Origin of the sequence: Alcanivorax sp. P2S70, from assembly GCF_000475295.1 — a bacterium.
Classification (GTDB): Bacteria; Pseudomonadota; Gammaproteobacteria; order Pseudomonadales; family Alcanivoracaceae; genus Alcanivorax; species Alcanivorax profundi.
In genome coordinates this window covers 1-19,630 of the sequence record NZ_AXBZ01000010.1, presented here as the reverse complement: position 1 = coordinate 19,630, position 19,630 = coordinate 1, and the positions used below count along the sequence as shown (strand labels likewise).

Annotated in this window: 21 protein-coding genes; 11 read left to right on the top strand and 10 right to left on the bottom strand. The window is 57.0% G+C overall.

The window, feature by feature from the left end; all coding sequences use genetic code 11:
* Positions 1 to 34 precede the first annotated feature (34 nt).
* Positions 35 to 868: a GAF domain-containing protein gene (locus Q672_RS21135; RefSeq protein ID WP_326929257.1), complete on the top strand. Its 834-nt coding sequence runs from the start codon at positions 35 to 37 to the stop codon at positions 866 to 868.
* 9 nt (positions 869 to 877) lie between these two features.
* Here the strand turns inward: Q672_RS21135 and Q672_RS21130 are convergent, their stop codons facing one another.
* The 4 genes from Q672_RS21130 to Q672_RS21115 form a co-directional block, all read right to left on the bottom strand.
* Positions 878 to 2,140 carry a sensor histidine kinase gene (locus tag Q672_RS21130; RefSeq protein ID WP_022984419.1) on the bottom strand — a complete coding sequence of 421 codons (1,263 nt, stop codon included), beginning with the start codon at positions 2,138 to 2,140 and terminating at the stop codon, positions 878 to 880.
* Positions 2,141 to 2,170: 30 nt separating this feature from the next.
* Positions 2,171 to 3,037 carry an SAM-dependent methyltransferase gene (locus Q672_RS21125; RefSeq protein WP_326929256.1) on the bottom strand — a complete coding sequence of 289 codons (867 nt, stop codon included), beginning with the start codon at positions 3,035 to 3,037 and terminating at the stop codon, positions 2,171 to 2,173.
* A 134-nt stretch (positions 3,038 to 3,171) separates the two neighbouring features.
* On the bottom strand, positions 3,172 to 3,942 hold the full coding sequence (locus tag Q672_RS21120) for a DUF1295 domain-containing protein (protein WP_022984417.1): 771 nt from the start codon (positions 3,940 to 3,942) through the stop codon (positions 3,172 to 3,174).
* Positions 3,932 to 4,516 carry a DUF2878 domain-containing protein gene (locus Q672_RS21115; protein ID WP_022984416.1) on the bottom strand — a complete coding sequence of 195 codons (585 nt, stop codon included), beginning with the start codon at positions 4,514 to 4,516 and terminating at the stop codon, positions 3,932 to 3,934. Before Q672_RS21115 ends, Q672_RS21120 begins: the two co-directional genes overlap by 11 nt.
* 84 nt (positions 4,517 to 4,600) lie before the next feature.
* Here Q672_RS21115 and Q672_RS21110 point away from each other — a divergent pair, with 84 nt between their 5' ends.
* The 4 genes from Q672_RS21110 (at position 4,601) to Q672_RS21095 (ending at position 7,896) form a co-directional block, all read left to right on the top strand.
* On the top strand, positions 4,601 to 5,176 hold the full coding sequence (locus Q672_RS21110) for a nuclear transport factor 2 family protein (protein ID WP_022984415.1): 576 nt from the start codon (positions 4,601 to 4,603) through the stop codon (positions 5,174 to 5,176).
* On the top strand, positions 5,146 to 5,673 hold the full coding sequence (locus Q672_RS21105) for a chalcone isomerase family protein (RefSeq protein ID WP_081703599.1): 528 nt from the start codon (positions 5,146 to 5,148) through the stop codon (positions 5,671 to 5,673). Before Q672_RS21110 ends, Q672_RS21105 begins: the two co-directional genes overlap by 31 nt.
* 74 nt (positions 5,674 to 5,747) lie before the next feature.
* Positions 5,748 to 6,542: a GGDEF domain-containing protein gene (locus tag Q672_RS21100; protein WP_022984413.1), complete on the top strand. Its 795-nt coding sequence runs from the start codon at positions 5,748 to 5,750 to the stop codon at positions 6,540 to 6,542.
* 196 nt (positions 6,543 to 6,738) lie between these two features.
* Complete coding sequence (locus Q672_RS21095) at positions 6,739 to 7,896, top strand: OmpA family protein (protein ID WP_022984412.1); 1,158 nt, start codon at positions 6,739 to 6,741, stop codon at positions 7,894 to 7,896.
* A gap of 150 nt (positions 7,897 to 8,046) precedes the next feature.
* On the opposite strand, the gene tadA is transcribed toward Q672_RS21095, so the two are convergent.
* Positions 8,047 to 8,511 carry a tRNA adenosine(34) deaminase TadA gene (tadA, locus tag Q672_RS21090; RefSeq protein ID WP_022984411.1) on the bottom strand — a complete coding sequence of 155 codons (465 nt, stop codon included), beginning with the start codon at positions 8,509 to 8,511 and terminating at the stop codon, positions 8,047 to 8,049.
* A 91-nt stretch (positions 8,512 to 8,602) separates the two neighbouring features.
* On the opposite strand from tadA, the gene purT reads away from it, so the two are divergent.
* Together purT and Q672_RS21080 are read left to right on the top strand one after the other, a co-directional pair.
* The gene (gene purT, locus Q672_RS21085; RefSeq protein ID WP_022984410.1) at positions 8,603 to 9,784 is read left to right on the top strand and encodes a formate-dependent phosphoribosylglycinamide formyltransferase; all 1,182 of its coding nucleotides are present in this window, start codon (positions 8,603 to 8,605) and stop codon (positions 9,782 to 9,784) included.
* 15 nt (positions 9,785 to 9,799) lie between these two features.
* Positions 9,800 to 10,207, top strand: coding sequence for an NINE protein (locus Q672_RS21080; protein WP_022984409.1), 408 nt, complete (start codon positions 9,800 to 9,802; stop codon positions 10,205 to 10,207).
* Positions 10,208 to 10,361: 154 nt separating this feature from the next.
* Here the strand turns inward: Q672_RS21080 and Q672_RS21075 are convergent, their stop codons facing one another.
* Positions 10,362 to 10,745: a DoxX family protein gene (locus Q672_RS21075; protein ID WP_022984408.1), complete on the bottom strand. Its 384-nt coding sequence runs from the start codon at positions 10,743 to 10,745 to the stop codon at positions 10,362 to 10,364.
* A gap of 86 nt (positions 10,746 to 10,831) precedes the next feature.
* On the opposite strand from Q672_RS21075, the gene Q672_RS21070 reads away from it, so the two are divergent.
* Positions 10,832 to 11,845, top strand: a complete 1,014-nt coding sequence (locus tag Q672_RS21070; protein ID WP_022984407.1) for a zinc-binding dehydrogenase — start codon at positions 10,832 to 10,834, stop codon at positions 11,843 to 11,845.
* 20 nt (positions 11,846 to 11,865) lie between these two features.
* Here the strand turns inward: Q672_RS21070 and Q672_RS21065 are convergent, their stop codons facing one another.
* Positions 11,866 to 12,198: a thioredoxin family protein gene (locus tag Q672_RS21065; protein ID WP_022984406.1), complete on the bottom strand. Its 333-nt coding sequence runs from the start codon at positions 12,196 to 12,198 to the stop codon at positions 11,866 to 11,868.
* A 47-nt stretch (positions 12,199 to 12,245) separates the two neighbouring features.
* Between Q672_RS21065 and Q672_RS21060 the strand changes: the two genes are divergently transcribed.
* A complete protein-coding gene (locus Q672_RS21060) occupies positions 12,246 to 13,031 on the top strand; it encodes a crotonase/enoyl-CoA hydratase family protein (protein WP_022984405.1) in 786 nt (261 codons plus the stop codon).
* A gap of 159 nt (positions 13,032 to 13,190) precedes the next feature.
* Here Q672_RS21060 and Q672_RS21055 read toward each other — a convergent pair whose 3' ends face one another.
* The gene (locus Q672_RS21055; protein WP_022984404.1) at positions 13,191 to 14,561 is read right to left on the bottom strand and encodes a DegQ family serine endoprotease; all 1,371 of its coding nucleotides are present in this window, start codon (positions 14,559 to 14,561) and stop codon (positions 13,191 to 13,193) included.
* 137 nt (positions 14,562 to 14,698) lie between these two features.
* On the bottom strand, positions 14,699 to 15,373 hold the full coding sequence (locus tag Q672_RS21050; protein ID WP_022984403.1) for a class I SAM-dependent methyltransferase: 675 nt from the start codon (positions 15,371 to 15,373) through the stop codon (positions 14,699 to 14,701).
* Between the two features lie 54 nt (positions 15,374 to 15,427).
* Between Q672_RS21050 and Q672_RS21045 the strand changes: the two genes are divergently transcribed.
* Positions 15,428 to 17,317, top strand: a complete 1,890-nt coding sequence (locus Q672_RS21045) for a hypothetical protein (protein ID WP_022984402.1) — start codon at positions 15,428 to 15,430, stop codon at positions 17,315 to 17,317.
* On the opposite strand, the gene trmH is transcribed toward Q672_RS21045, so the two are convergent.
* On the bottom strand, positions 17,289 to 17,972 hold the full coding sequence (trmH, locus tag Q672_RS21040; RefSeq protein WP_022984401.1) for a tRNA (guanosine(18)-2'-O)-methyltransferase TrmH: 684 nt from the start codon (positions 17,970 to 17,972) through the stop codon (positions 17,289 to 17,291). The genes Q672_RS21045 and trmH overlap by 29 nt on opposite strands.
* Before the next feature lie 198 nt (positions 17,973 to 18,170).
* On the opposite strand from trmH, the gene Q672_RS21035 reads away from it, so the two are divergent.
* Entirely contained in the window at positions 18,171 to 19,379 is a 1,209-nt protein-coding gene (locus Q672_RS21035; protein ID WP_022984400.1) for a CaiB/BaiF CoA transferase family protein, read from the top strand.
* Positions 19,380 to 19,630 lie beyond the last annotated feature (251 nt).

Below are 19,630 nucleotides of genomic sequence, written 5' to 3'. Positions count from 1 at the left end.
CACAATAGGCGGAAAAACTTTCCGCCTTAATCTTGTGAACGACTCAACACTCTTACCTCACTACAATTCATTTGAGAAGCTGCTGGACGCCCATTTGGCGCAACTCCAGCAACGCTTCGGCATGTCCATGTGGATGATCACCCGCCTTCGGGGTGACGATTTGCTCATCTTGCGTGTGCAGGACAAGGCCTATGGGATGTGCCAGGGACATAGGCTGGAATGGCAAACCAGCTACTGTGTACAGATGGTAGAACTGGGAAATGCAAGAATTGTTGCCGATACCGCCATTAATCAGGCGTATCACACGGCTCCAATCAACGCCACGCTGGACATTGGCGCCTATATTGGTTTCCCACTACGGGATACCCAGGGTAATTTGTTCGGCACCCTGTGTGCGCTGGACCCCCACGCCCAACCCGAGTCACTTCTCGATGCATTGCCCGCACTTGAGCATGAAGCCGCATTGATCAGCCACTTGCTCAACACAGCCGTACGCGATGCCAGGCAACAACGACTGACGACCTTTATCGAACACCCAGATCGCTGCGACATTACCGGATTGCCGGGCCCAAAAGGCTGGGAGGACATCCTTAAACAGGAGATCGGTAACGCCAGAGATCTTGGTATGGAGTCTTCTGTCCTCCACCTGCACGGGCCGGAAGAGGCTGACAGCGAGATTATCGCCGATTCACTGGCGGCACTGCTTCGCGAGCACGACAGTGTCGCCCATTTAGGCAACAATCGTTTTGCGGTTCTGTTGGCTGATACTGATCAAGCGAACGCCCAGCGAGCTGCAGATCGTATTCGTGATGCATTAAATGCAAAACAATTACTGGTACGCCTGCAGTACACCTCCCTCTTCAGCTGAGGGGCGAATTCAATTGAACGCCACACGCACCTGTGTGCCCTTGCCCGGTGCACTCGCGACCATGATTTTCCAGTCATAACGCTCACAAAGACGCTGAACAATTGCCAAACCCAGACCGTGACCGCCTTCGGCACTGTTTCCACGCTCAAACGGTTTAAGCATACGCTCAAGATCCTGTTGATCCATGCCCACACCGGAGTCCACTACCTGCACTGCGCCCTCAAGAACAATAATGTCTACCGCACCAGAGCCACTGTAATTAATGGCATTACGCACCAGATTGGTTAACACAATCGCCAAGGCTGGCTCTGGGCAATCGACTGATGTCAGGGACTTTTGTCTCACTTGCAGCCGTATCTGCTTCCGTTCCGCCAGAGGAGACAAGCGCTCCATCAAATTGACCGCCATATCGTTGACAATGACCGGCTCAGCGGTCTGATCAACGTGCTCTGTACGCGCCAGCATCAAAAGGGTTTCGAGCGTAGCCTCCATGTCTTCAACGGTGTCCGACATGCGGCTGATCACCGGACGCTCCCCCACCTGGCTCTGAAGCAATTCAAGGTTAGCGCGGAATACGGCAAGAGGGGTGCGAAGCTCGTGGCTGGCATCGCGTGTAAATTGCCGCTCACGTTCGACAAAGGTCACCAGACGGTCGGCATAAGCCTCCAGCGCAGAAACCAGCACCGCAACCTCGCTGTCATTGTCTGCCTGGATATCGGCAAGATCCAGTCTTGCTCCACTCGGGGTATCGACAGGAGTATGGCGAAGACGTTCTGCCAACTGCACCAGGGGTGACAGCAGGTCCCGGGACTTCTTCCAACCGAGGAAAGAGGTGATATAAATCACCAGTAACACACCGGTTAGCGGCAGGATACCGAACAAAAACGCAAGCACCGATACCCGCTGCTCGTCAAAAACCAGGTAGAGCCGTGCCTCCCCTCGGCTTTCGATATAAACGATAGGCTTTTCCCCTGCCAGGTCCACACGCTGATAGCCGTCTGGCAAGACTGAGAGAATATCCGGGACAGAATCGTTAACCGAGCGACTGGTCAGCAAACCTAACAAATGACGGGTATTGGGCCGTGGCTGCTCGGGGTTTTGTTCCAATAACCCCCAGTAATGATCCGCCTCCTTGATCAGTGCCTGCTTGACCAGCACATGCTCAATAATATTGGCGGTGGCCCAAACACCCATCACCGTCGCCAAACTGATCAGCAGCAGCTGAACCAGATACACACGGGTAAGGCGATGCTGTACACCTGAACGCTTCATGCAGATTTCACTGCCAAATCCGGATAACTGTTATTGCGGCCTCGAAAACCGGTAGTGGGCCACAAACCATTCTTCGCCACTACGATAGTTAAAGAGTTCTGCGCATGCCATGAAAAACATTCTCCAGCGCTGCAACCATACTTTACCTTCCCCCGGGCCGTAGCATTCGTCCAGCAGGGCAACAAGGTTATCTTGTCGCTGATCGGCCTGGGTTAACCATCCTTCGAGGGTCTTGGCGTAATGCTGGCCATTAACACGCCACCGGTCTTCCAGCGCCAGATCGCCTGCGCATTCAGGCAGCCAATCCCAGCCCGGCATCATTCCCCCGGTGAAAAAATACCTGCTCATCCAGTCTTGCTCACCCCGGTCTTCAAACAGATACGTGAGTTCCCGGTGACAAAAAACATGCACAAAGAGTTTGCCGCCAGGGCGTAGCCAGCCCTGAATTCGAGAAAACAAGGTCGCATGGTTGCGCATATGCTCGAACATCTCGACCGAAACCACACGATCGAACTCTCTTTCCGGTGAAAACGTAGCCACATCCGCAGTGATTACGTTGAGGTTTGCCAGCCCCCTTTCCTCAGCTCGCGCCAGGATAAAGGCCCGTTGCGAAGCAGAGTTGGAAACCGCAGTGATATTGCTTTCAGGGTAATGCTCTGCCATCCACAATGTCAGAGAGCCCCAGCCGCAGCCCAGTTCCAGAATCTGCTGGCCCGACCCAAGCTGTGCTCGCTCGCAGGTAAGAGCGAGCATCGCTGCTTCCGCATCGGCAAGGTCGGTACAATCCTCTGGCCAGAAGCCACTGGAATATTTTAGATGTGGGCCCAGTACTTGCTGATAAAACCGGGCATCCACTTCATAATGCTGCTCATTTGCAGCATCTTGTTCCACCGCCACTGGCGCCGCTCTGAGGACACGTGTGTTGCCCTCCTGCTGACGCTGCTCCTGCTGCAAACGCCGAGCGAGCAACCGGCGAATGCCATAACGGACCAACCCGTCCGGAAGCCAGCCGGACTCTGCCATTTGTATCATCATGATCTTGGTCTCCAGGGAAAAAAGGCACTGGTGGTGCGTTGATATTTGCGGTAGTCATCGCCACGAGACTTGAGGGCCTGCTTTTCGGTGTACGGAATCCCTGTGACAAACCACAGGAACGCCAGCATGGCGATCGGCAATAGCCAGAGAAAGCCGAAAAGGGCTGCTCCCGTTGCGACCAACGGATAACTACACCAATGCAGCCATTCGAAGAAATAGTTGGGGTGGCGAGAATAACGCCACAGCCCTTCACGGCAGGTTTTCCCCCGGCTATCCGAACGAGCCTTGAAACGCTTCAATTGCGCATCGGCCACAGACTCCCCGAATATCGCTCCCATTCCTATCAACAGCCCTGTTATCACCAGCAACGGCTCGGCGTTCTGCTGGTCACCGATAACGCTGAACGGGAGCGAAAACACCCAGGCAAGTAGCCCTTGGCCAAGGTAAAACAAAAAAAATACCGGCTGGGTGCGACTCCCGAGAGCCTGGCGCATTGCCGCGTAACGGCCATCCTCTTCAGGGTCATTGCGAACACGTTGAAAAATATGGCTGCCAAGGCGCAAAGCCCATGTCAGCAATAGCACACCTGCCACGGCTCGGGGCAGTGGAGAGCCATCACCGACGAGCAAGTAAAGCATGCCAGTGAGCCCGGTACCCCAGGACCAAAAAACATCAACCCAGCCGGCATTCCCGGACCTTAACTGCTGCGCCCACAACAAGACCGCAACGGCAAGCAAAACCACCAGCATCACAGCTTCAACGCCCATGAATACCTCCTTTGGATTGTTGACGTACGCGGATTGCCTGAGCGCTCAACACCCGGTCTGACAAAACCACCATAACAGGGACAAGCGCCGCCCAAACAATCCCGTACACAATCAACAGGGTGCTCAGCCCTCGAGGCGCCTGGGCAGCACCGATATTAATTCCGGCCATCATCGAAAAAGCACCACCAGCGCCGCCGACCAAGGCCGCCAACCACAACTTGCCCCGCAACCATCTCAATGAGTAATACAGGGTCACAGCAAATCCCGCCCACAAGGCCCATATCCCACCCGGGGCGGCCGCACTGTGCGGCCAGTGCCGGTAGTCCAAAACATGACTCAACAGCAACATGGGCTCAAGCATCAGGCAAACAAGCCAGCCCACAAGCATCATGGCCAAATCCCGGGTAAGCACCTGCCTGTCGGGACGGCCAGCTGCCCATTGCAATAACAGCATCAGCGCAAGAAAGGGCCAGCCGAGGTACCACACCCCTTTGGCTCCACCCCAGACCACAGCAGCCCAAAGTAATTGGAAACCAATGAAGTTGGCGATGTTGGCACGCGCGGCAATTGACATCAGCTAAGCATCCCACTGACCTCGTCAAGACACTGTGAACCACTCTTCACGGCTATCTCACTGGTCTGAGGCGATCCTAGGGGTATGAAAGCATTAATTGTCACTCTTATCGCCGCAAGTGCGGCACTGGCTGGCTGCCATGGCAGCCCCAAAGGGCCCTACGGCTACACAGAGAGCTACCGGACAGTTGAAAAGTCCGTACCGGGCGTTGCGGGCTGCCACAACGACTCTGTTGACCGGTTTTTGCTGCTGTTTTCCCCTCTCGATGCGAAATACATCGATCAAAACATTGATTCAGTTTACGCGGACCCTCTGTATTTCAACGACACCCTGGTAACACTGAAAGGCCGCGATGCACTCCGCGAGCATTTGATCAAGACAGCCGAAAGGCTCGACCAGATGTCTCTTGAAGTACTGCAGCTCATCTGCAGCGAAAACAGCAGCGATGTGTTTGTTCTGTGGCAAATGGATGCTCAATTCACCCTTTTTAACAAGCCGAGACTGTCCAGCACCATTGGCATCAGTCAGCTTCGCGTTGATGAGAACGGACTGATTCAGTTCCATCAGGACTTCTGGGACAGCAGCCAGGGATTGGATCAACACCTTCCACTTTTAGGACCTGCGACACGATGGCTAAGACACCATTCCCCCGACGATTGAAAGGCGCCCCCCCCCTGGCACTCATCCTCGGGTTGATGTCACAGGCTAGCGCTCAAACTGCATGGCAAGAATGTTCCCGTGCCGACGTGAAAGCCCTCAAGGTATTCACCGTTGGAGAGGCATCCCTGTCACGAATGAATTGCGATGACACAGACCCGCTTAGCCCTCCTCTGAAGCTTGAATTTGCCTATTTTCGAGAGGTCCCGGGAGACGCATTCGCCAAAGCGGCCTTGCATTTTCTCGAGAAAAATCTGCCCCAAAACCGGTTCGATACCCTCAAACCCCGTTTTGCCTCCTTCAATAGCCACTACCAAAACGTCGATGATGGGGATACCTATACCCTTGTCTGGATGGAGCAGGACTTTGAGTTACGACTCAACAACACCCCTCTAGCGAAAGAGCAGGGAGCGGATTTTGCCCGTGACTACCTGAAAATCTGGTTCGGACAGGCCCCCTATTCCAAAGCGATGAAAGCGGAATTGCTGGGAGAACCCTAACCCCTATTGCGCCATGTGCAGGCAACCCGGATACTGGCTCAAAAAAGCGTATCATTTGAGGGGATTGCGCAATCATGGCAAAGCTGTTCCAGGTAGTCGTGGGTTCATCTCGGCTGTCTACTCGTACTGATCGTCTCGCTGCCCTCAAGGGCACGGCTGCCATGACCTTGGTTTCCATTGTTGTCTCCCTGATGCTCACCAGCATTGCCATCATGCTGGTAGGTGAACGCGACTGGTTGTCCGGTATGGTGCTGGCCACAGCCCTGCCACTGCTACTGCTTGCCCCACCTCTCTACCTCTTCAGCACCCGCTTGATCGCATTGGACAGACAGAACCGGCAACTGCAACAACAGGCCAGAGAAGATCACCTGACCGGTCTTTTCAATCGCCCACATCTGCTTGGCATGCTGGAAAGGGAGCTTGCTCTGAGTCACCGCCATAACTACACGGTGTCGGTACTATTAATCGAGATCAGTGACTTCTCCAATCTGCTGGATGAGCATGGCCGGCGAACCGGAGAACTTTCCCTTCAGCGTTTTGCCAACGCCATTCGTGAAAAAATCCGGGAAAGCGACCTTTTCGGGCGTTTTGACGGAGCCCAGTTCCTGCTAGTGCTGCCTCATACCAGCTTTGAAGACGCTGCCCGCATGGGCGAAGGGTTGCGTGCCCTGACCGCAAATCTGCAAGTGCCCTCCGGAGCGGCCGAGGCAACCGCTCAAATGGTCAAACTCAACGCCAAGATCGGCACGGCCAGCACAGAAAACAGTGGCCGTAATCTCAACACATTATTAAACGAAGCCGACTATGCGCTGTACCAGAACCGAAATGAGGGCCGGGACAAAGGCGCGCCCCCCCCGTCAGCGACCTAGCCCCCAATACTTTTTACTTACTTTAAAATCGCACTTTCTAACCAAATTTATCCCTAACCTGCTTTATCCGGTTACTTTATTGCCATCTTTGTAAATTTTTTTATTAATCTTTCCTTGCAGGATTTACTTAAGCGTTTGACTGGCAAAGACTTATCAGGTGTTTGCACTGCCAATTGCATAATCAAGGAAGGAGCTTATGAGCGCTAAACGTTTTCTGGCCGCCAGTATTGCTTGCGCATCTGTTGCCGCCGCCCCCGTGGTAATCGCTGAGGACATGCCCGAGCGTTACTTCTACTTCGGTGGCCACATCAGTGAAAACTGGGTGGACATCGGTGACCACTACGACTCCAACACCTCAGAGAGCGAAGTGACCTTGCCCGGGGCTCAACTGGGCTACCGCTTCAATCGTGACTGGTCTTTCCAGGGTTGGTGGGAGCGCAATAACTCCAACACCGAAGTCTTTGGCGATACCGATATCAACATCGCCCACGGTGCCTTCCGTAAACACTTTTACGGCAGCTCCGCTTTTGAACCCTACGTTGGTATTGGTGCAGGTGAGTTCCGCAGCGAACCCACCAGCAGCAGCTCTGACGATTATTCCGAGACCATCGGTACCCTCGAAGCGGGCTTCCAGACCCTGCTCCATCCCAACTTCCTGCTTGATGTCGGTGCGCGCCCTTACTATGCATTCGACAGCGAACGTTGGGACGCAGAAATCTATGCCGGCCTGAACTTCCTGATCGGTGCCAGCCGCGCCGAGAAAGAAGAGCCCGCACCGGTTGAAAATGTTGTTACTGACAGTGACGGTGATGGTGTGCCCGATGATCGTGATCAGTGTGCCAGCACACCTGCCGGCGCTCAGGTCGATGCTACCGGTTGCGAACTGGACGATGACGGTGACGGCGTCGTAAACAGCATGGACCAGTGCCCTGATACCCCAGCCGGTGCTCTGGTTGACGAAAAAGGTTGTCAGCAGTACCTGGATAAGGACGTCAAGAAAACACTGTATGTCGAGTTCGGTCTGGACAAGGCTGAAGTGCGCCAGACTTCCTACTCCGACCTGGAATTGCTGGCTGATGAAATGACCCAGTATCCTTCTGCCCAGCTGGTTCTGGAAGGCCATACGGACAGCACTGGTGCGGCGAGCTACAACAAAAAGCTCTCCAAGCAGCGCGCGGATGCAGTGAAGAAAGTGCTCGTAGAAAGCTACAGCATTGATGAATCCCGTATCTCCACTGTTGGCTACGGCGAAGAGAAACCCATCGCCGACAACAACACCAGCGAAGGTCGTGCCCAGAACCGTCGGGTTGAGACCATCCTGAAGGCCACTACCCAGGAAGCCCAGTTCCAGTAAGGCATCCTTCGGGTACTAAAAAGGGTCGGCTATGCCGACCCTTTTTTATTGGACCCGTCCGGAATAACGTTGACGCATTCCCGTCCTGACTTGGCAAACCTTTATCAGGAAGCAACCGCTCCTGCAGGGCTGACGTTGCAATTGAGCACGCTAGCCTGCGTTTTTCTTTCCTCGCCGCTGGGCAAAAAACTGCTTCAACATAACCGCGCTTTCTTCCTTCAACAGCCCTCCCTCCACAACCATCCTGTGGTTATAGAATTCCACTGTTGGCAAATGCAGCTGGCTTTCACAAACGCCTGCACGTGGTTCACTGGCCGCGTAGACAAGCCGTGCGACACGGGCGTGGACCATGGCACCGAAGCACATGGTGCAGGGCTCCAGCGTGACATAAAGGGTGCTTCCCGGCAGGCGGTAGTTTTGTTCAGCGGTCGCTGCCGCCCGCAGGGCCATGATTTCTGCATGCGCGGTCGGGTCATGGCCTGCGATAGGTTGATTGTACCCTTCACCCAACACGATGCCTTCACGCACTAGCACCGCCCCGACCGGTACTTCCCCCGCTGCGGCAGCCTGCCCTGCCAGCACCAACGCCCTTTCCATCCAGCGGTTATCGTCCACCTGACTCTCTCCTGCCTACGCTCATGAGTAGCACCTGCGGTTCAATTCGTTACAATCAGCCCAACACTGTATGCCCTGACAAGAGAATCCTATGACCACCATCGGCACGCCTAACACCGACACTGCCACCCGCATCATGCTACTGGGCTCCGGCGAACTGGGTCGCGAAGTGGCCATTGAGCTGATCCGCTATGGCTGTGAAGTGATCGCCGTGGATCGCTACGCCAATGCCCCTGCCATGCAGGTAGCTCACCGCAGCCATGTTATCAATATGCTTGACGGCCAAGCCCTGCGCCAACTGGTTGAGCAGGAAAAACCGGCCCTGATCGTACCTGAGATCGAAGCCATTGCCACCGATGAACTGGTCAAGCTGGAGCAGGAAGGCGTCACGGTTGTACCCACTGCCCAGGCAGCGCAACTGACCATGAACCGTGAGGGGATCCGCCGTCTGGCAGCAGAGGAACTGGGCCTGCCCACCTCCCCCTATCATTTTGCCGACACCCTGGAAGACTACCGCAAGGCGGTTGAGGATATCGGGCTTCCGTGTGTGGTCAAGCCTGTAATGAGCTCCTCTGGCAAAGGCCAGAGCACCGTGAAAAGGGAGTCCGATATTCAGGCCGCATGGGACTATGCCCAGTCGGGAGGCCGCGCAGGCGAAGGGCGGGTGATCGTTGAAGGCTTTGTGGACTTCGATTACGAAATCACGCTACTGACGGTTCGCCATCGTGATGGCACCACCTACTGCGCCCCCATTGGGCATCGTCAGGAAAATGGCGATTACCAGGAATCCTGGCAACCGCAGCCCATGAGTGATGCGGCCTTGGCCGCCTCCCAGCAAGTGGCCGGCGCCATTACCGAAGCCCTGGGCGGCATGGGCATCTTCGGCGTGGAGCTGTTTATCAAGGGTGATCAGGTCTACTTCAGCGAAGTGTCGCCCCGCCCCCATGACACCGGCCTGGTCACCCTGCTGTCCCAGAATCTGTCGGAGTTTGCCCTGCACGCCCGCGCCATTCTTGGCTTGCCCGTCGCCAATATCAACCAACGCAGCCCCGCTGCCTCCTCTGTGTTACTGGTACATGGGGACTCTGAACAGATGCGTTACAGCGGACTTGAAAAAGCCCTGGCGCAACCCGACACAGAAGTGCGACTGTTCAGCAAACCCGAGGTCCATGGCAGTCGCCGTTTAGGGGTGGCAGTAGCACTCGGCGACGATATCGAACAGGCCCGTGACAAGGCCAACGCGGCCATCGCCGCCCTGAATGTGGAATTGTGAATCGAGGATCAGCGCATGCAAAACACGCTTAATACAGACACCCACAGCAAGGTCATCGGCTACCTGTTGTGGATCTTTGGTTTTATGGGTGCCCACCGTTTCTACTACGGTCGGCAGATCACTGGCACTATCTGGTTCTTCACGCTCGGGTTGTTCTTCATTGGCTGGATCATCGACCTGTTCCTGATTCCCGGCATGGATGAGGCCGCCGACACACGCTATGAAGCGGGCAGCATCGATTACAACATTACCTGGATCCTGCTCACCTTTCTGGGCGTCTTCGGCATTCACCGCTTCTATATGGGGAAGGTGATTACCGGTATCATCTACCTGCTGACCGTCGGTTTGTTCGGACTCGGGATTCTCTACGATTTTCTCACCCTTAACGGCCAGATCACGGAGAAAAATCGCCTGCGCGGCTAAAGGGGATTCCCCACAGGGCGTGGGAGGTCTTGCAAACGAAGTCTTGCTCCCCATTCCACAGTGAGCCTCCCCGGCTTTCTGCATGTTGCACCGGCATGAAAAAGGCCGCGCTCAGCCAGAGCGCGGCCTTTTCGTTTTTTCGTAACCCGAAGCATCAATTCTTCACCGCATATTTCCCTGCTCCAAGGAAGAAAATCGCAACCGCGGTAAACAGGAAGAACCCTTGCAGCTCCAGTGCCCAGCCGCCGGTCTGGGTAAGCGAAAACAACTCCCCCATGTGCACCAGCACAATGGCCACCAGCATATTGCCGGCAATCAGCACTGCGCCCACACGGGTATGAAAGCCGAGCAGTACCATCAACGGAGCAATCAACTCTCCCACGAAAACACCATAAGCGAGAAAGCCTGGCAGGTTATGGGAGGCCAGTTCACCGGCAATCCACCCCACCCCGGAGTGCAATTTGTTAATGCCATGCAAGAGCATCAGCAGCCCCAACGTGAGGCGCAGCACCAGCTTGCCGATATCCGGATTATTCATGTTTTTTCCTTCATTGAATGCCTGTACCCCAACGTTAGCAGTACGATGTGCAATTCACCATTTCCAATCATGCAAGAGGCTGCACCATGCCATCGGTCCAACACTGGAAAACCCCAAAGGCAGGCAACCTGGCCACACTGGCTCTACAGGAGAGCACCCTCCCGCCACGGTCCAAAGGGAAAGTCCGGGTAACGGTTAAAGCCGTGGGCCTGAATTTCGCTGATATTTTCGCGCTCACCGGGCTCTATTCCGCCACCCCGGAAGGTAGCTTTGTTCCGGGTCTGGAATTTTCCGGGGTTGTAGAGAGCGTGGAGGACTCTGGCGCTTTCCAGCCCGGAGACCGGGTAATGGGCCTCACCCGCTTCGGGGGCTACAGCAGTGTAATCGACAGCGAACCAGAGTATCTGATACCCCTGCCCGCAGACTGGGACTTTTCCCAGGGTGCAGCCTGGCCGGTACAGACACTCACGGCCTGGTACGCCCTCACTCATCTGGGCGCCATCGACAAAGGCCACAGAGTGCTGGTTCACAGCGCCGCAGGGGGCGTTGGCTTGCAGGCCATGAAGTTGTGCAAGGCGCTGGGAGCAACCCCCATCGGCACCGTGGGAAACACAGAAAAAGCCCACTGGTTAGTTTCACAGGGCTTCGAACAAGTACTGGTTCGCGATACAGATTTTATGAAACAGCTTTCCGGGCTGTCTGAACCCCTGGACCTGGTGCTGGATGCCATTGGCGGAAAGGTACAGCAAGCCAGCTTTGCCGCATTGGCACCCATGGGCAGACTGGTCGTGTTTGGTGCCGCAGAATTCACTCCTACTGGCCATCGTCCCAACTATCTCAAAGCAGCCTGGCGTTATCTACGCCGCCCCCGCTATGACGTGATGGACATGATCAGCAGTAACCGGTCAGTGCTGGCCTTCAACCTCATCTGGCTATGGGAGCAAAAAACGCGACTGCAGGGATTACTGCAAGAACTGACAGCAGTGGAGATTGCCCCTCCCCATGTCGGTCACTCACTGCCCTTTGAAGAGGCACATCAGGCTCTCGCCCTGCTGCAATCCGGCAAGACCTGCGGCAAAGTCGTACTGACACTGCCGTAACGCTGTGTTGTGCGAGCCCCTTATTGCCGACCCGCGGCCAGCGGGGCCAGCAACGCCTGCAGCGCAGCCCGGTCAGGGCGGACAACGCGGCCGATTTCTTCACCATTCTCCAGCAGAATCAGCGTCGGCCATAACCGGACCCGAAAACTTCGCCCCAACGGCCTGCCGGGCCCGTCTTCCACCTTGAGGTGTTCACCGTCCTCAATTAGCCCCACACAGGCCTCGATTTCCGGCTGAGCAGCAATACAGTAACCGCACCAATTGGTCCCGAATTCCAGTAAGCGTATTCCCTCGTGGGTGTCTACCTGTCCCCGCTCAAGGGTTTCCGGCGCGTAGGTCGATTGATAGTGCATACAGGCTCCACTAACGTGAACATTCATCTTCCGCACAGGATAACAATATGTCAGGGCCTCCCGTACTCATTGAACACATCGACAACGTCTGTGTGATTACCCTTAACCGCCCCGCCCAGCGTAACGCTGTCGACCGCCCTACCGCTGACGCCATGCGAAAAGCGTTTGAAGACTTCGACAACAATCCGGCACTGCACGTGGCGATCCTGACCGGCGCTGGGGGGAATTTTTGTGCAGGTGCAGATCTGTCGGCACTGGGCGACCCGCAACGCCGCAATGAAATCGATGCACAGGGTAGCGGCCCAGGCCCCATGGGCCCTACCCGGCTGGCCATGAGCAAACCGGTTGTCGCCGCGGTTAGCGGTTATGCCGTTGCCGGGGGGCTGGAACTGGCAGTGTGGTGCGACATGCGGGTCATGGAAAGGAGTGCGATCTTCGGGGTGTTCTGTCGCCGTTGGGGCGTGCCACTGATCGACGGCGGCACAGTGCGACTTCCCCGTCTGATCGGACAAAGCCATGCCATGGACATGATCCTGACGGGACGGCCGGTCGGGGCCGAAGAGGCTCTGGCCATGGGCCTGGCCAACCGCGTCGTCGACGACGGTCAGGCCCTCACTGCAGCCATGACACTGGCGAAACAGATCGCGACCTTTCCCCAGGCCTGCTTGCGTGCAGACAGGCTTTCGGCCCTGCAACAATGGGAGCACCCCGTGGCCGAGGCCTTGCGTCTGGAAGGTAAAGGGGGATACCCGGTGGTGTTCGAGGAAGCCCTTCAAGGTGCAGAGCGTTTCCGTCAGGGTGAGGGACGCCACGGCCACTTTGAGCATGAGTGAGCCTGATTCCGGCGAACTGCTCAGCAGTCCACCCGATCTTCCACCCTCCCTCAACAGGAAAGGCATAAAAAACGCCCCGGTTTCGCTGAAACGGGGCGTTTTCTTCAGACGGTCAAATCCGGTAGCCCCCGCATCCGCAGGAGCCTCCCGCCAGTGTAATCAACGAACCACCACAAAGAAGATCCCGCCATTACGATTGACTCGCAGTAACAGGGTTGCATCCTTGTCTTCCACTGCCGAACGCAACTCTTTCATATCGACCACGTCCTTGCGGTTGGCGTTGATAATCACATCGCCCTGACGCAGACCGGCACGCCAGGCGGGAGAAGCGCGCTCCACCGCATCCACCAGCACACCGCTTTCAGCATGCTGCAGCTCACCCTTGCGCAGGTCACGCAGGCTGGCACCTTCCAGGAAACGGGAAACCGCCTCACCACCGGCGGTTTCACGATTGGATTCACTGATGGTGGCAGTGACATCCTTCTTCTTGCCGTCGCGCAGGATGCTCAGGGTCACCTTCTCGCCAACTGGCGCCATCCCGACCTTGTTACGCAAATCAGCAGCCCGATTCACTGGACGGCCATCCACTGCGGTTACCACATCACCGCTCTTCAAGCCGGCTTTCTCCGCTGCACTGTCTTCCACGACCTGGGTAATCACCACGCCACGCTGGCGATCAACGCCAAAGGCTTCTGCCAGCTCCGGGGTAAGATCCTGGATCGTCACGCCCAGCATGCCGCGACGCACTTCACCGTGTTCAATCAGCTGGTGCATGACGTTTTCCGCCATTTCGGTAGGAATGGCAAAACCAATACCCACGTTCCCACCCGCCGGCGCCAGGATGGCGGTGTTGATGCCAACCAGTTCACCACGCAGATTCACCAGGGCACCGCCGGAATTCCCCGGATTAATCGAGGCATCGGTCTGGATAAAGCTCTCATACCCTTCGATACCCAACCCGGTACGTCCCAGTGCTGAGACGATGCCGCTGGTCACGGTCTGGCCAAGCCCGAACGGGTTGCCGATAGCGACCACAAAATCCCCCACCCGCAGGCCGGTAGAATCGGCGATGGCGATCTGCGTCAGCCCATCCGCCTCTTCCAGTTTCAGAACCGCCAGGTCCACTTCTTCATCCGTACCCACCAGCTCGGCAGACAACTCACGGCCATCAGTGAGGGTCACTTCGATGGTGTCCGCATTCTTGACCACGTGAGCATTAGTCAGAATGTAGCCATTTTCTGCATCGACAATCACACCCGAGCCGGCACTGGCCGCCCGGCGTTCGCGCTGCTGCTCGGGCATGTTGAAGAAGCGGCGAAAGAAAGGATCATCCATCAACGGGTTCCGGGCGGCGCGCACCCGGGTTTCGATGGCAATGTTAACGACCGCTGGCGACGTCTTTTCCAGCATGGGCGCCAGTGACGGCAAGGCATCGCCTTCCCCTGTTACCGACGGCAGCGCCGCCTGAACGGGTGAAAAAGCCACACACAGCGCCAGCATCAGCCAGACCAGTGGCTGGACGGTTTGCATTTTCTTGGACAATGTCTGTTCCTCCTGATGATTCAAGGAAAACCGGAATTCGGGATGAGTTCCCTGTTACCCCCTACAGCGGGCGTAGTGGCAGCCCGAAGCTGATAGCGCCCGCCAAACTGTGTGACCAGAATTTCTTATTCCGGTTCCGAAGCGAACAACCTTACCCCGTTGTACTCACTGGACTCCCCCAGATCCGGCCAGGTACAGGACTGCCACTGTCCCAATAGCCGGTACCCCCGCGGATTCAAATCCGGCACACGGGAGTCCGCCAGCAACACCCTGCCCGCGGCCTGAAAACGCGCCAGTAACGGCAGGTTTTCCCGGTCGTAGAGAATATCAGCTGCCGTCACCAGATCCGCCTCGGCCAAAGCACTGTCCAGATCCTGGCTGAGCATCACCTCCACGTCATTTTCCAGCGCATTGACCCGGGTGGCGGTGAGGGCATCCGCATCCAGATCGCAGGCAATCACCTTGCGAGCCCCCGCCATGGCCGCGGCAATGGCCACCACCCCGGATCCCGGGCCCACATCGACGACACAACGGCCCTTGACCCATTGCGGATGCGCCATCAGGTACTCTGCCAGTACCTGCCCTGACGCCCAGCAAAACGACCAGTACGGAGGCTCTTCCATGATCCGGTTAACGATCTCCGGCTCCAGCGCCTGTTCAGGAAACAGCTCATCCAGCAGCCAGAGACGCAATTGGGGCGTATTGGGCAACGACTGGCTGCGCAGGCTTACCGCAGGCAATACGCGGTGGAGACACTGGTGCAGGGCGTCGAGGCCTACTCTTTTTTCATTCTCTGTCATACCCTATGCCCTAATTCACTTATGCCCATCCAAAACGTCGAAGAGAATAACAAAATGATCGGCAGACAGGCATGGATCGGACTCATTGCCCTGTTCTTTACACTCCCCAGCCCCTCACAGGCCAGGGAGATCTGGACAGACGGTGTACCCGATGCCTACTTCCAGCACTTCCTTGATTTCTACAAGGCTGACCCCAGTGCACTCGGGCGCTGGGTCAACAGTATGTCCAAAATCTCTACTGCCCAGCTGGACGCCACCCTGGAGGCACTGGACACCACGCAATTCACCTATCTTTACCCAATGGAAATCAAGGGGTTTGAGCTCTCCTCCCATAACGGTATCGCCGTTGATGAACTGTCTCTGATGGCTGTTCGCGAAGGCAAGCTGATCCCGATCCCTTTCCAGATTGACGAATATGACAAAACCGGCCTGATCTGGATTGAGGGCGAGAACGACAACCCGCCAGAGGGCAAGCCCGGCATTTTTGATGATTTCGACGAGCTCGCCTTCATGTTCCGCGACGGCGGCTGGGAACGCTATAACCCGGAACAACATCCGCTTGAGCAAGGCACCCTGCTCGAGGAAATCCGCCTTGACTCACCACGCAACCAGCCCCGCTATATTTATCTGGTGCGCAACAACCCTGAACGTTCCAGGGCGGACTATGTTCAGGTGGACCTCGAGAAAGGCGAGATCAGCAGCACTCTGATGAAACTGAACTACGACCCCGAGGATTTCACCCAGATTGAGTCCATGGCACCCAGGCTTGGTCCCCATGCCAACAAGAATGTTTTCGACAATATCTACGTCAACATCAGCACTGGCATTCTTAACCAGAAACTGCGCGTGGATCTGGATACCCGCAAGAACATCAAGGCCATCCCCATCGCGGTTAAAGACGGCGCGGTGCGCGCCTCACTGCTGGTCAAAGCCCGCATCTGGTATGCCTATCTGCCGACCTTTTTCAGCCAGAAATTCCAGATCGATTTTTACGAGCAATCGGTGACCATTCCTTCCCGCTTCGCCATCGGGAGCGTAAAAGTCCTCAAGTTTTTCCTGCTCTTTCTGCGCGAACCGCGGATCCATTTTGCCATCGATTTCCACAATCTGGATGGTGCCCGGCTGAGTTTCGACCAAGTCTATGGCGACGGCCAATACGGGCTTGTGGATGGCAAGATGAGTGCCTTTGAGACCACCATGAACGCCACCCGGCTCCCCGGCGACTGGCTGCATATGGACTCGAATCAGGGCTGGGAAATGTTCTTCAGCAACCATATGCCAGTGGTCCCCAACGGGCTGTTCGATGCCTTCCTCAACGGCGTCACGATGAACATGTTTTATGAGGACGATACCGAAAGCACGACCGACTACGAACGCTATCCCGGTGCAACGCCGCGACTGGGATTCCAGAGTGAAGGGCTGCCACGCACCGTCATTGATCTGCTTGGCGCAATCCCCAAGCTGGATTACATGAACATGGACAGCCTGGGAGAAGCCATACAGGCACTGGCCGAGGCAGAAGAAAAGGGCGCGTTTGAGAAATACGATAAAATCGTCAATGCGCGCATCCGTGAGCTTAACGAAGAAGGCCGCTTCACCACGGTGGCTGCCGTTGCCGATGGCTTCGTGGCCGACCTGGACCGAATGAACTTCTCTGGCATTCCCAGGGACACCTTCAACGGCCTGGTGCGTCAATCCATTCTCGATAGCACCATCGCTCCCGACCAGATCCACCATGGCAAGGTCCTGCAGCGCATGGTGGCACTGGCCAACCAGCAGGGCATCGACATCACCCGCCTACGCTACGCCACCATGGACAACACGTTGTGGTTCCCGGCCTGGGTCGGGGAAGGTGGCGCCAGCGATTTTCACTGGCAAGTCAGCCATGCTCCCAGCGCCAAACCATTGGGCGCCGTCAGGGCTCCTTCCGCAACAGCGCCGTAAGCGCGGCGCTGTCCTTCACCTGTCCGTCTTCATCCAGTTCCGGGTAAGGCACCCCTTCTGCATCGCACAACCGGGCGATCTTCGGGTGCCCCCAGCGAAACAACAACGCGTTGTAGCGCGCCTCATCTACCCTGGGGCTGTCATAAAACCCCTTGGCTCGGCGCTGTTCGCAGGCTTCGGACAGGATAATCGCCGCCGCCACACTCACATTGAACGATTCCACCATCCCCATCATCGGGATGATGACATGCTGATCCACGGCCGCGGCCGCTTCATCGCTGACACCAAACTTCTCGGTGCCCAGTAACAGGGCCGTAGGGCGAGTGAAATCCACCTGGCGGTAGGGAATGGCGGTGTCGGAAAGGTGCGCGGCAAGCACCTGAACCCCCTCACCCTGCAGCTCACGAATGACGCTGGTGCTTTCGTCCCGCTTGTGAACCTTCACCCAGCGCTGGGAGCCCATAGCCGTTCCCGCCGCCATGCGCGCCCGGTTGTTGGGCAAAATCGCGTGGACATCCATGATTCCTACCGCATCACAGGTACGCACAATGGCGGCAATATTATGGGGTTTGTGCACCCCATCCATGATCACGGTCAGGTCAGGCTGACGGCGATCCAGGGTGTCACAGATGCGGCGATAACGTTCCGGAGTCATGGTTTTTCCTCGTAGCAGGCCGCGGATTGTATAGGCCCGGGCCCGGATGGCAAAACTTAAGCCCTCCTCCCGCCCCCAACCTGACGACAAACACCCGGCGCCGGTCATTTTCGCCACTGCCACTGCACGTCCCAATCCGCTAGGCTTGAGAGCCTTTTAACAGCCTGTTAACCACACCCTGGCCCCCACGGAGAGACCATGACCCACACCGCACCCCGCCGCCTGCCCCTGGAAGGAGTCCGTGTTGTTGAGCTGGGCCAACTGCTGGCTGGCCCTTTCACTGGCACCTTACTGGCCTACTTCGGTGCCGATGTGGTCAAGGTCGAACCGCCTGGGGGCGATCCCATTCGTGGCTGGCGCAAACTCGATGACGATGGCACCTCCTTCTGGTGGCGAAGCCTGGGCCGCAACAAGAAATCGGTGACCCTGGATCTCAAGACCGACCAAGGCAAGGCGCTGGTGCGCAAGATGATGACCAAGGCGGATGTGGTGATCGAGAACTTCCGCCCGGGGACCATGGAAAACTGGGGGCTGGGCCCGGACAGCTTCAGTGAAGACAACCCCGGCCTGGTCTACACCCGCATCTCCGGCTATGGGCAGACCGGGCCTTACGCCAGCAAACCTGGCTATGCGTCAGTCTGTGAAGGCATTGGCGGCATGCGCTATGTGAACGGCTTCCCCGGAGAGCGCCCGGTACGCCCCAATCTCTCGCTGGGCGATACCATTGCCGCCTTGCACGCCGCACTCGGCATCCTTCTGGCCCTGTTCGAACGTCAGGCCAGCGACAAGGGGCAGGTCGTGGATGTGGCCCTGTACGAATCCGTGTTCAACCTGCTGGAAGGGGTGATCCCGGAATTCGACGGCGCCGGCGTGATTCGTGAGCCCTCCGGCTCCACCGTGACCGGCATTGTCCCCACCAATACCTACCGCTGTGCAGACCGCAAATTTGTGGTCATCGGCGGCAATGGTGACTCCATTTTCAAACGACTGATGGTCGCCGCCGGACGCCCCGACATGGCAGAAAACCCGGACATGGCCACCAATGCAGGCCGGGTCGAGAACGAGGCCGCCATTGATGACGCCCTGGACAGCTGGTGCCGTAGCCTGCCCAGCGATGACATCCTCTCGATTCTGGAAGACGCCCGTGTCCCCTCAGGCCCCATCTATTCGGTGGCCGACATGATGCAGGACCCGCACTTCCAGGCCCGAGGCCTGTTTCAGCAGGTCGAAATCAACGGCAAGCCCCTCAAGATTCCTGCGATCACGCCACGACTCGTCGAGACCCCCGGGGAAACCCGCTGGCCTGGCGGTGACGTGGGCAGCCATAACCAGCAGATCCTGCAGGAGGAGCTGGGGCTGAGCGCCGAGGAATTCGCCCAGCTTCAACAGGACGGCATTATTGGCTGACCCGAGACCTGCTCCCCTCGCCGGCCAGCGTCCGCTTGTCTGGTCAGCAAGTCAGAACATTGACCGTCAAGTTCGGCAGGCGTTACAACAAGGGAGCCTCTGAATGACTCCTTGCATGCTCAGTCTTTCAGGCTGATTCACAATCTAGGCGCACTTTTGAAGGCATGCTGGTTGCCTGTCGAGAAAGTGCAACAACGAGTGTGGATCAGCCTGAAAGACCCGGAGGGCGAGGCCTGGAGCGCCCATCTGCT

Bases quoted from the DNA above. Each gene is read 5' to 3' on its own strand.
- Q672_RS21080 (WP_022984409.1), top strand. From the start codon at position 9,800: ATGCAAAACACGCTTAATACAGACACCCACAGCAAGGTCATCGGCTAC.
- Q672_RS21115 (WP_022984416.1), bottom strand. From the start codon at position 4,516: ATGTCAATTGCCGCGCGTGCCAACATCGCCAACTTCATTGGTTTCCAA.
- Q672_RS21110 (WP_022984415.1), top strand. From the start codon at position 4,601: ATGAAAGCATTAATTGTCACTCTTATCGCCGCAAGTGCGGCACTGGCT.
- Q672_RS21095 (WP_022984412.1), top strand. From the start codon at position 6,739: ATGAGCGCTAAACGTTTTCTGGCCGCCAGTATTGCTTGCGCATCTGTT.
- Q672_RS21075 (WP_022984408.1), bottom strand. From the start codon at position 10,745: ATGAATAATCCGGATATCGGCAAGCTGGTGCTGCGCCTCACGTTGGGG.
- Q672_RS21065 (WP_022984406.1), bottom strand. From the start codon at position 12,198: ATGCACTATCAATCGACCTACGCGCCGGAAACCCTTGAGCGGGGACAG.
- Q672_RS21050 (WP_022984403.1), bottom strand. From the start codon at position 15,373: ATGACAGAGAATGAAAAAAGAGTAGGCCTCGACGCCCTGCACCAGTGT.
- Q672_RS21060 (WP_022984405.1), top strand. From the start codon at position 12,246: ATGTCAGGGCCTCCCGTACTCATTGAACACATCGACAACGTCTGTGTG.
- Q672_RS21035 (WP_022984400.1), top strand. From the start codon at position 18,171: ATGACCCACACCGCACCCCGCCGCCTGCCCCTGGAAGGAGTCCGTGTT.
- trmH (WP_022984401.1), bottom strand. From the start codon at position 17,972: ATGACTCCGGAACGTTATCGCCGCATCTGTGACACCCTGGATCGCCGT.
- purT (WP_022984410.1), top strand. From the start codon at position 8,603: ATGACCACCATCGGCACGCCTAACACCGACACTGCCACCCGCATCATG.
- Q672_RS21055 (WP_022984404.1), bottom strand. From the start codon at position 14,561: ATGCAAACCGTCCAGCCACTGGTCTGGCTGATGCTGGCGCTGTGTGTG.
- Q672_RS21070 (WP_022984407.1), top strand. From the start codon at position 10,832: ATGCCATCGGTCCAACACTGGAAAACCCCAAAGGCAGGCAACCTGGCC.
- Q672_RS21130 (WP_022984419.1), bottom strand. From the start codon at position 2,140: ATGAAGCGTTCAGGTGTACAGCATCGCCTTACCCGTGTGTATCTGGTT.
- Q672_RS21105 (WP_081703599.1), top strand. From the start codon at position 5,146: ATGGCTAAGACACCATTCCCCCGACGATTGAAAGGCGCCCCCCCCCTG.
- Q672_RS21120 (WP_022984417.1), bottom strand. From the start codon at position 3,942: ATGGGCGTTGAAGCTGTGATGCTGGTGGTTTTGCTTGCCGTTGCGGTC.
- Q672_RS21100 (WP_022984413.1), top strand. From the start codon at position 5,748: ATGGCAAAGCTGTTCCAGGTAGTCGTGGGTTCATCTCGGCTGTCTACT.
- Q672_RS21045 (WP_022984402.1), top strand. From the start codon at position 15,428: ATGATCGGCAGACAGGCATGGATCGGACTCATTGCCCTGTTCTTTACA.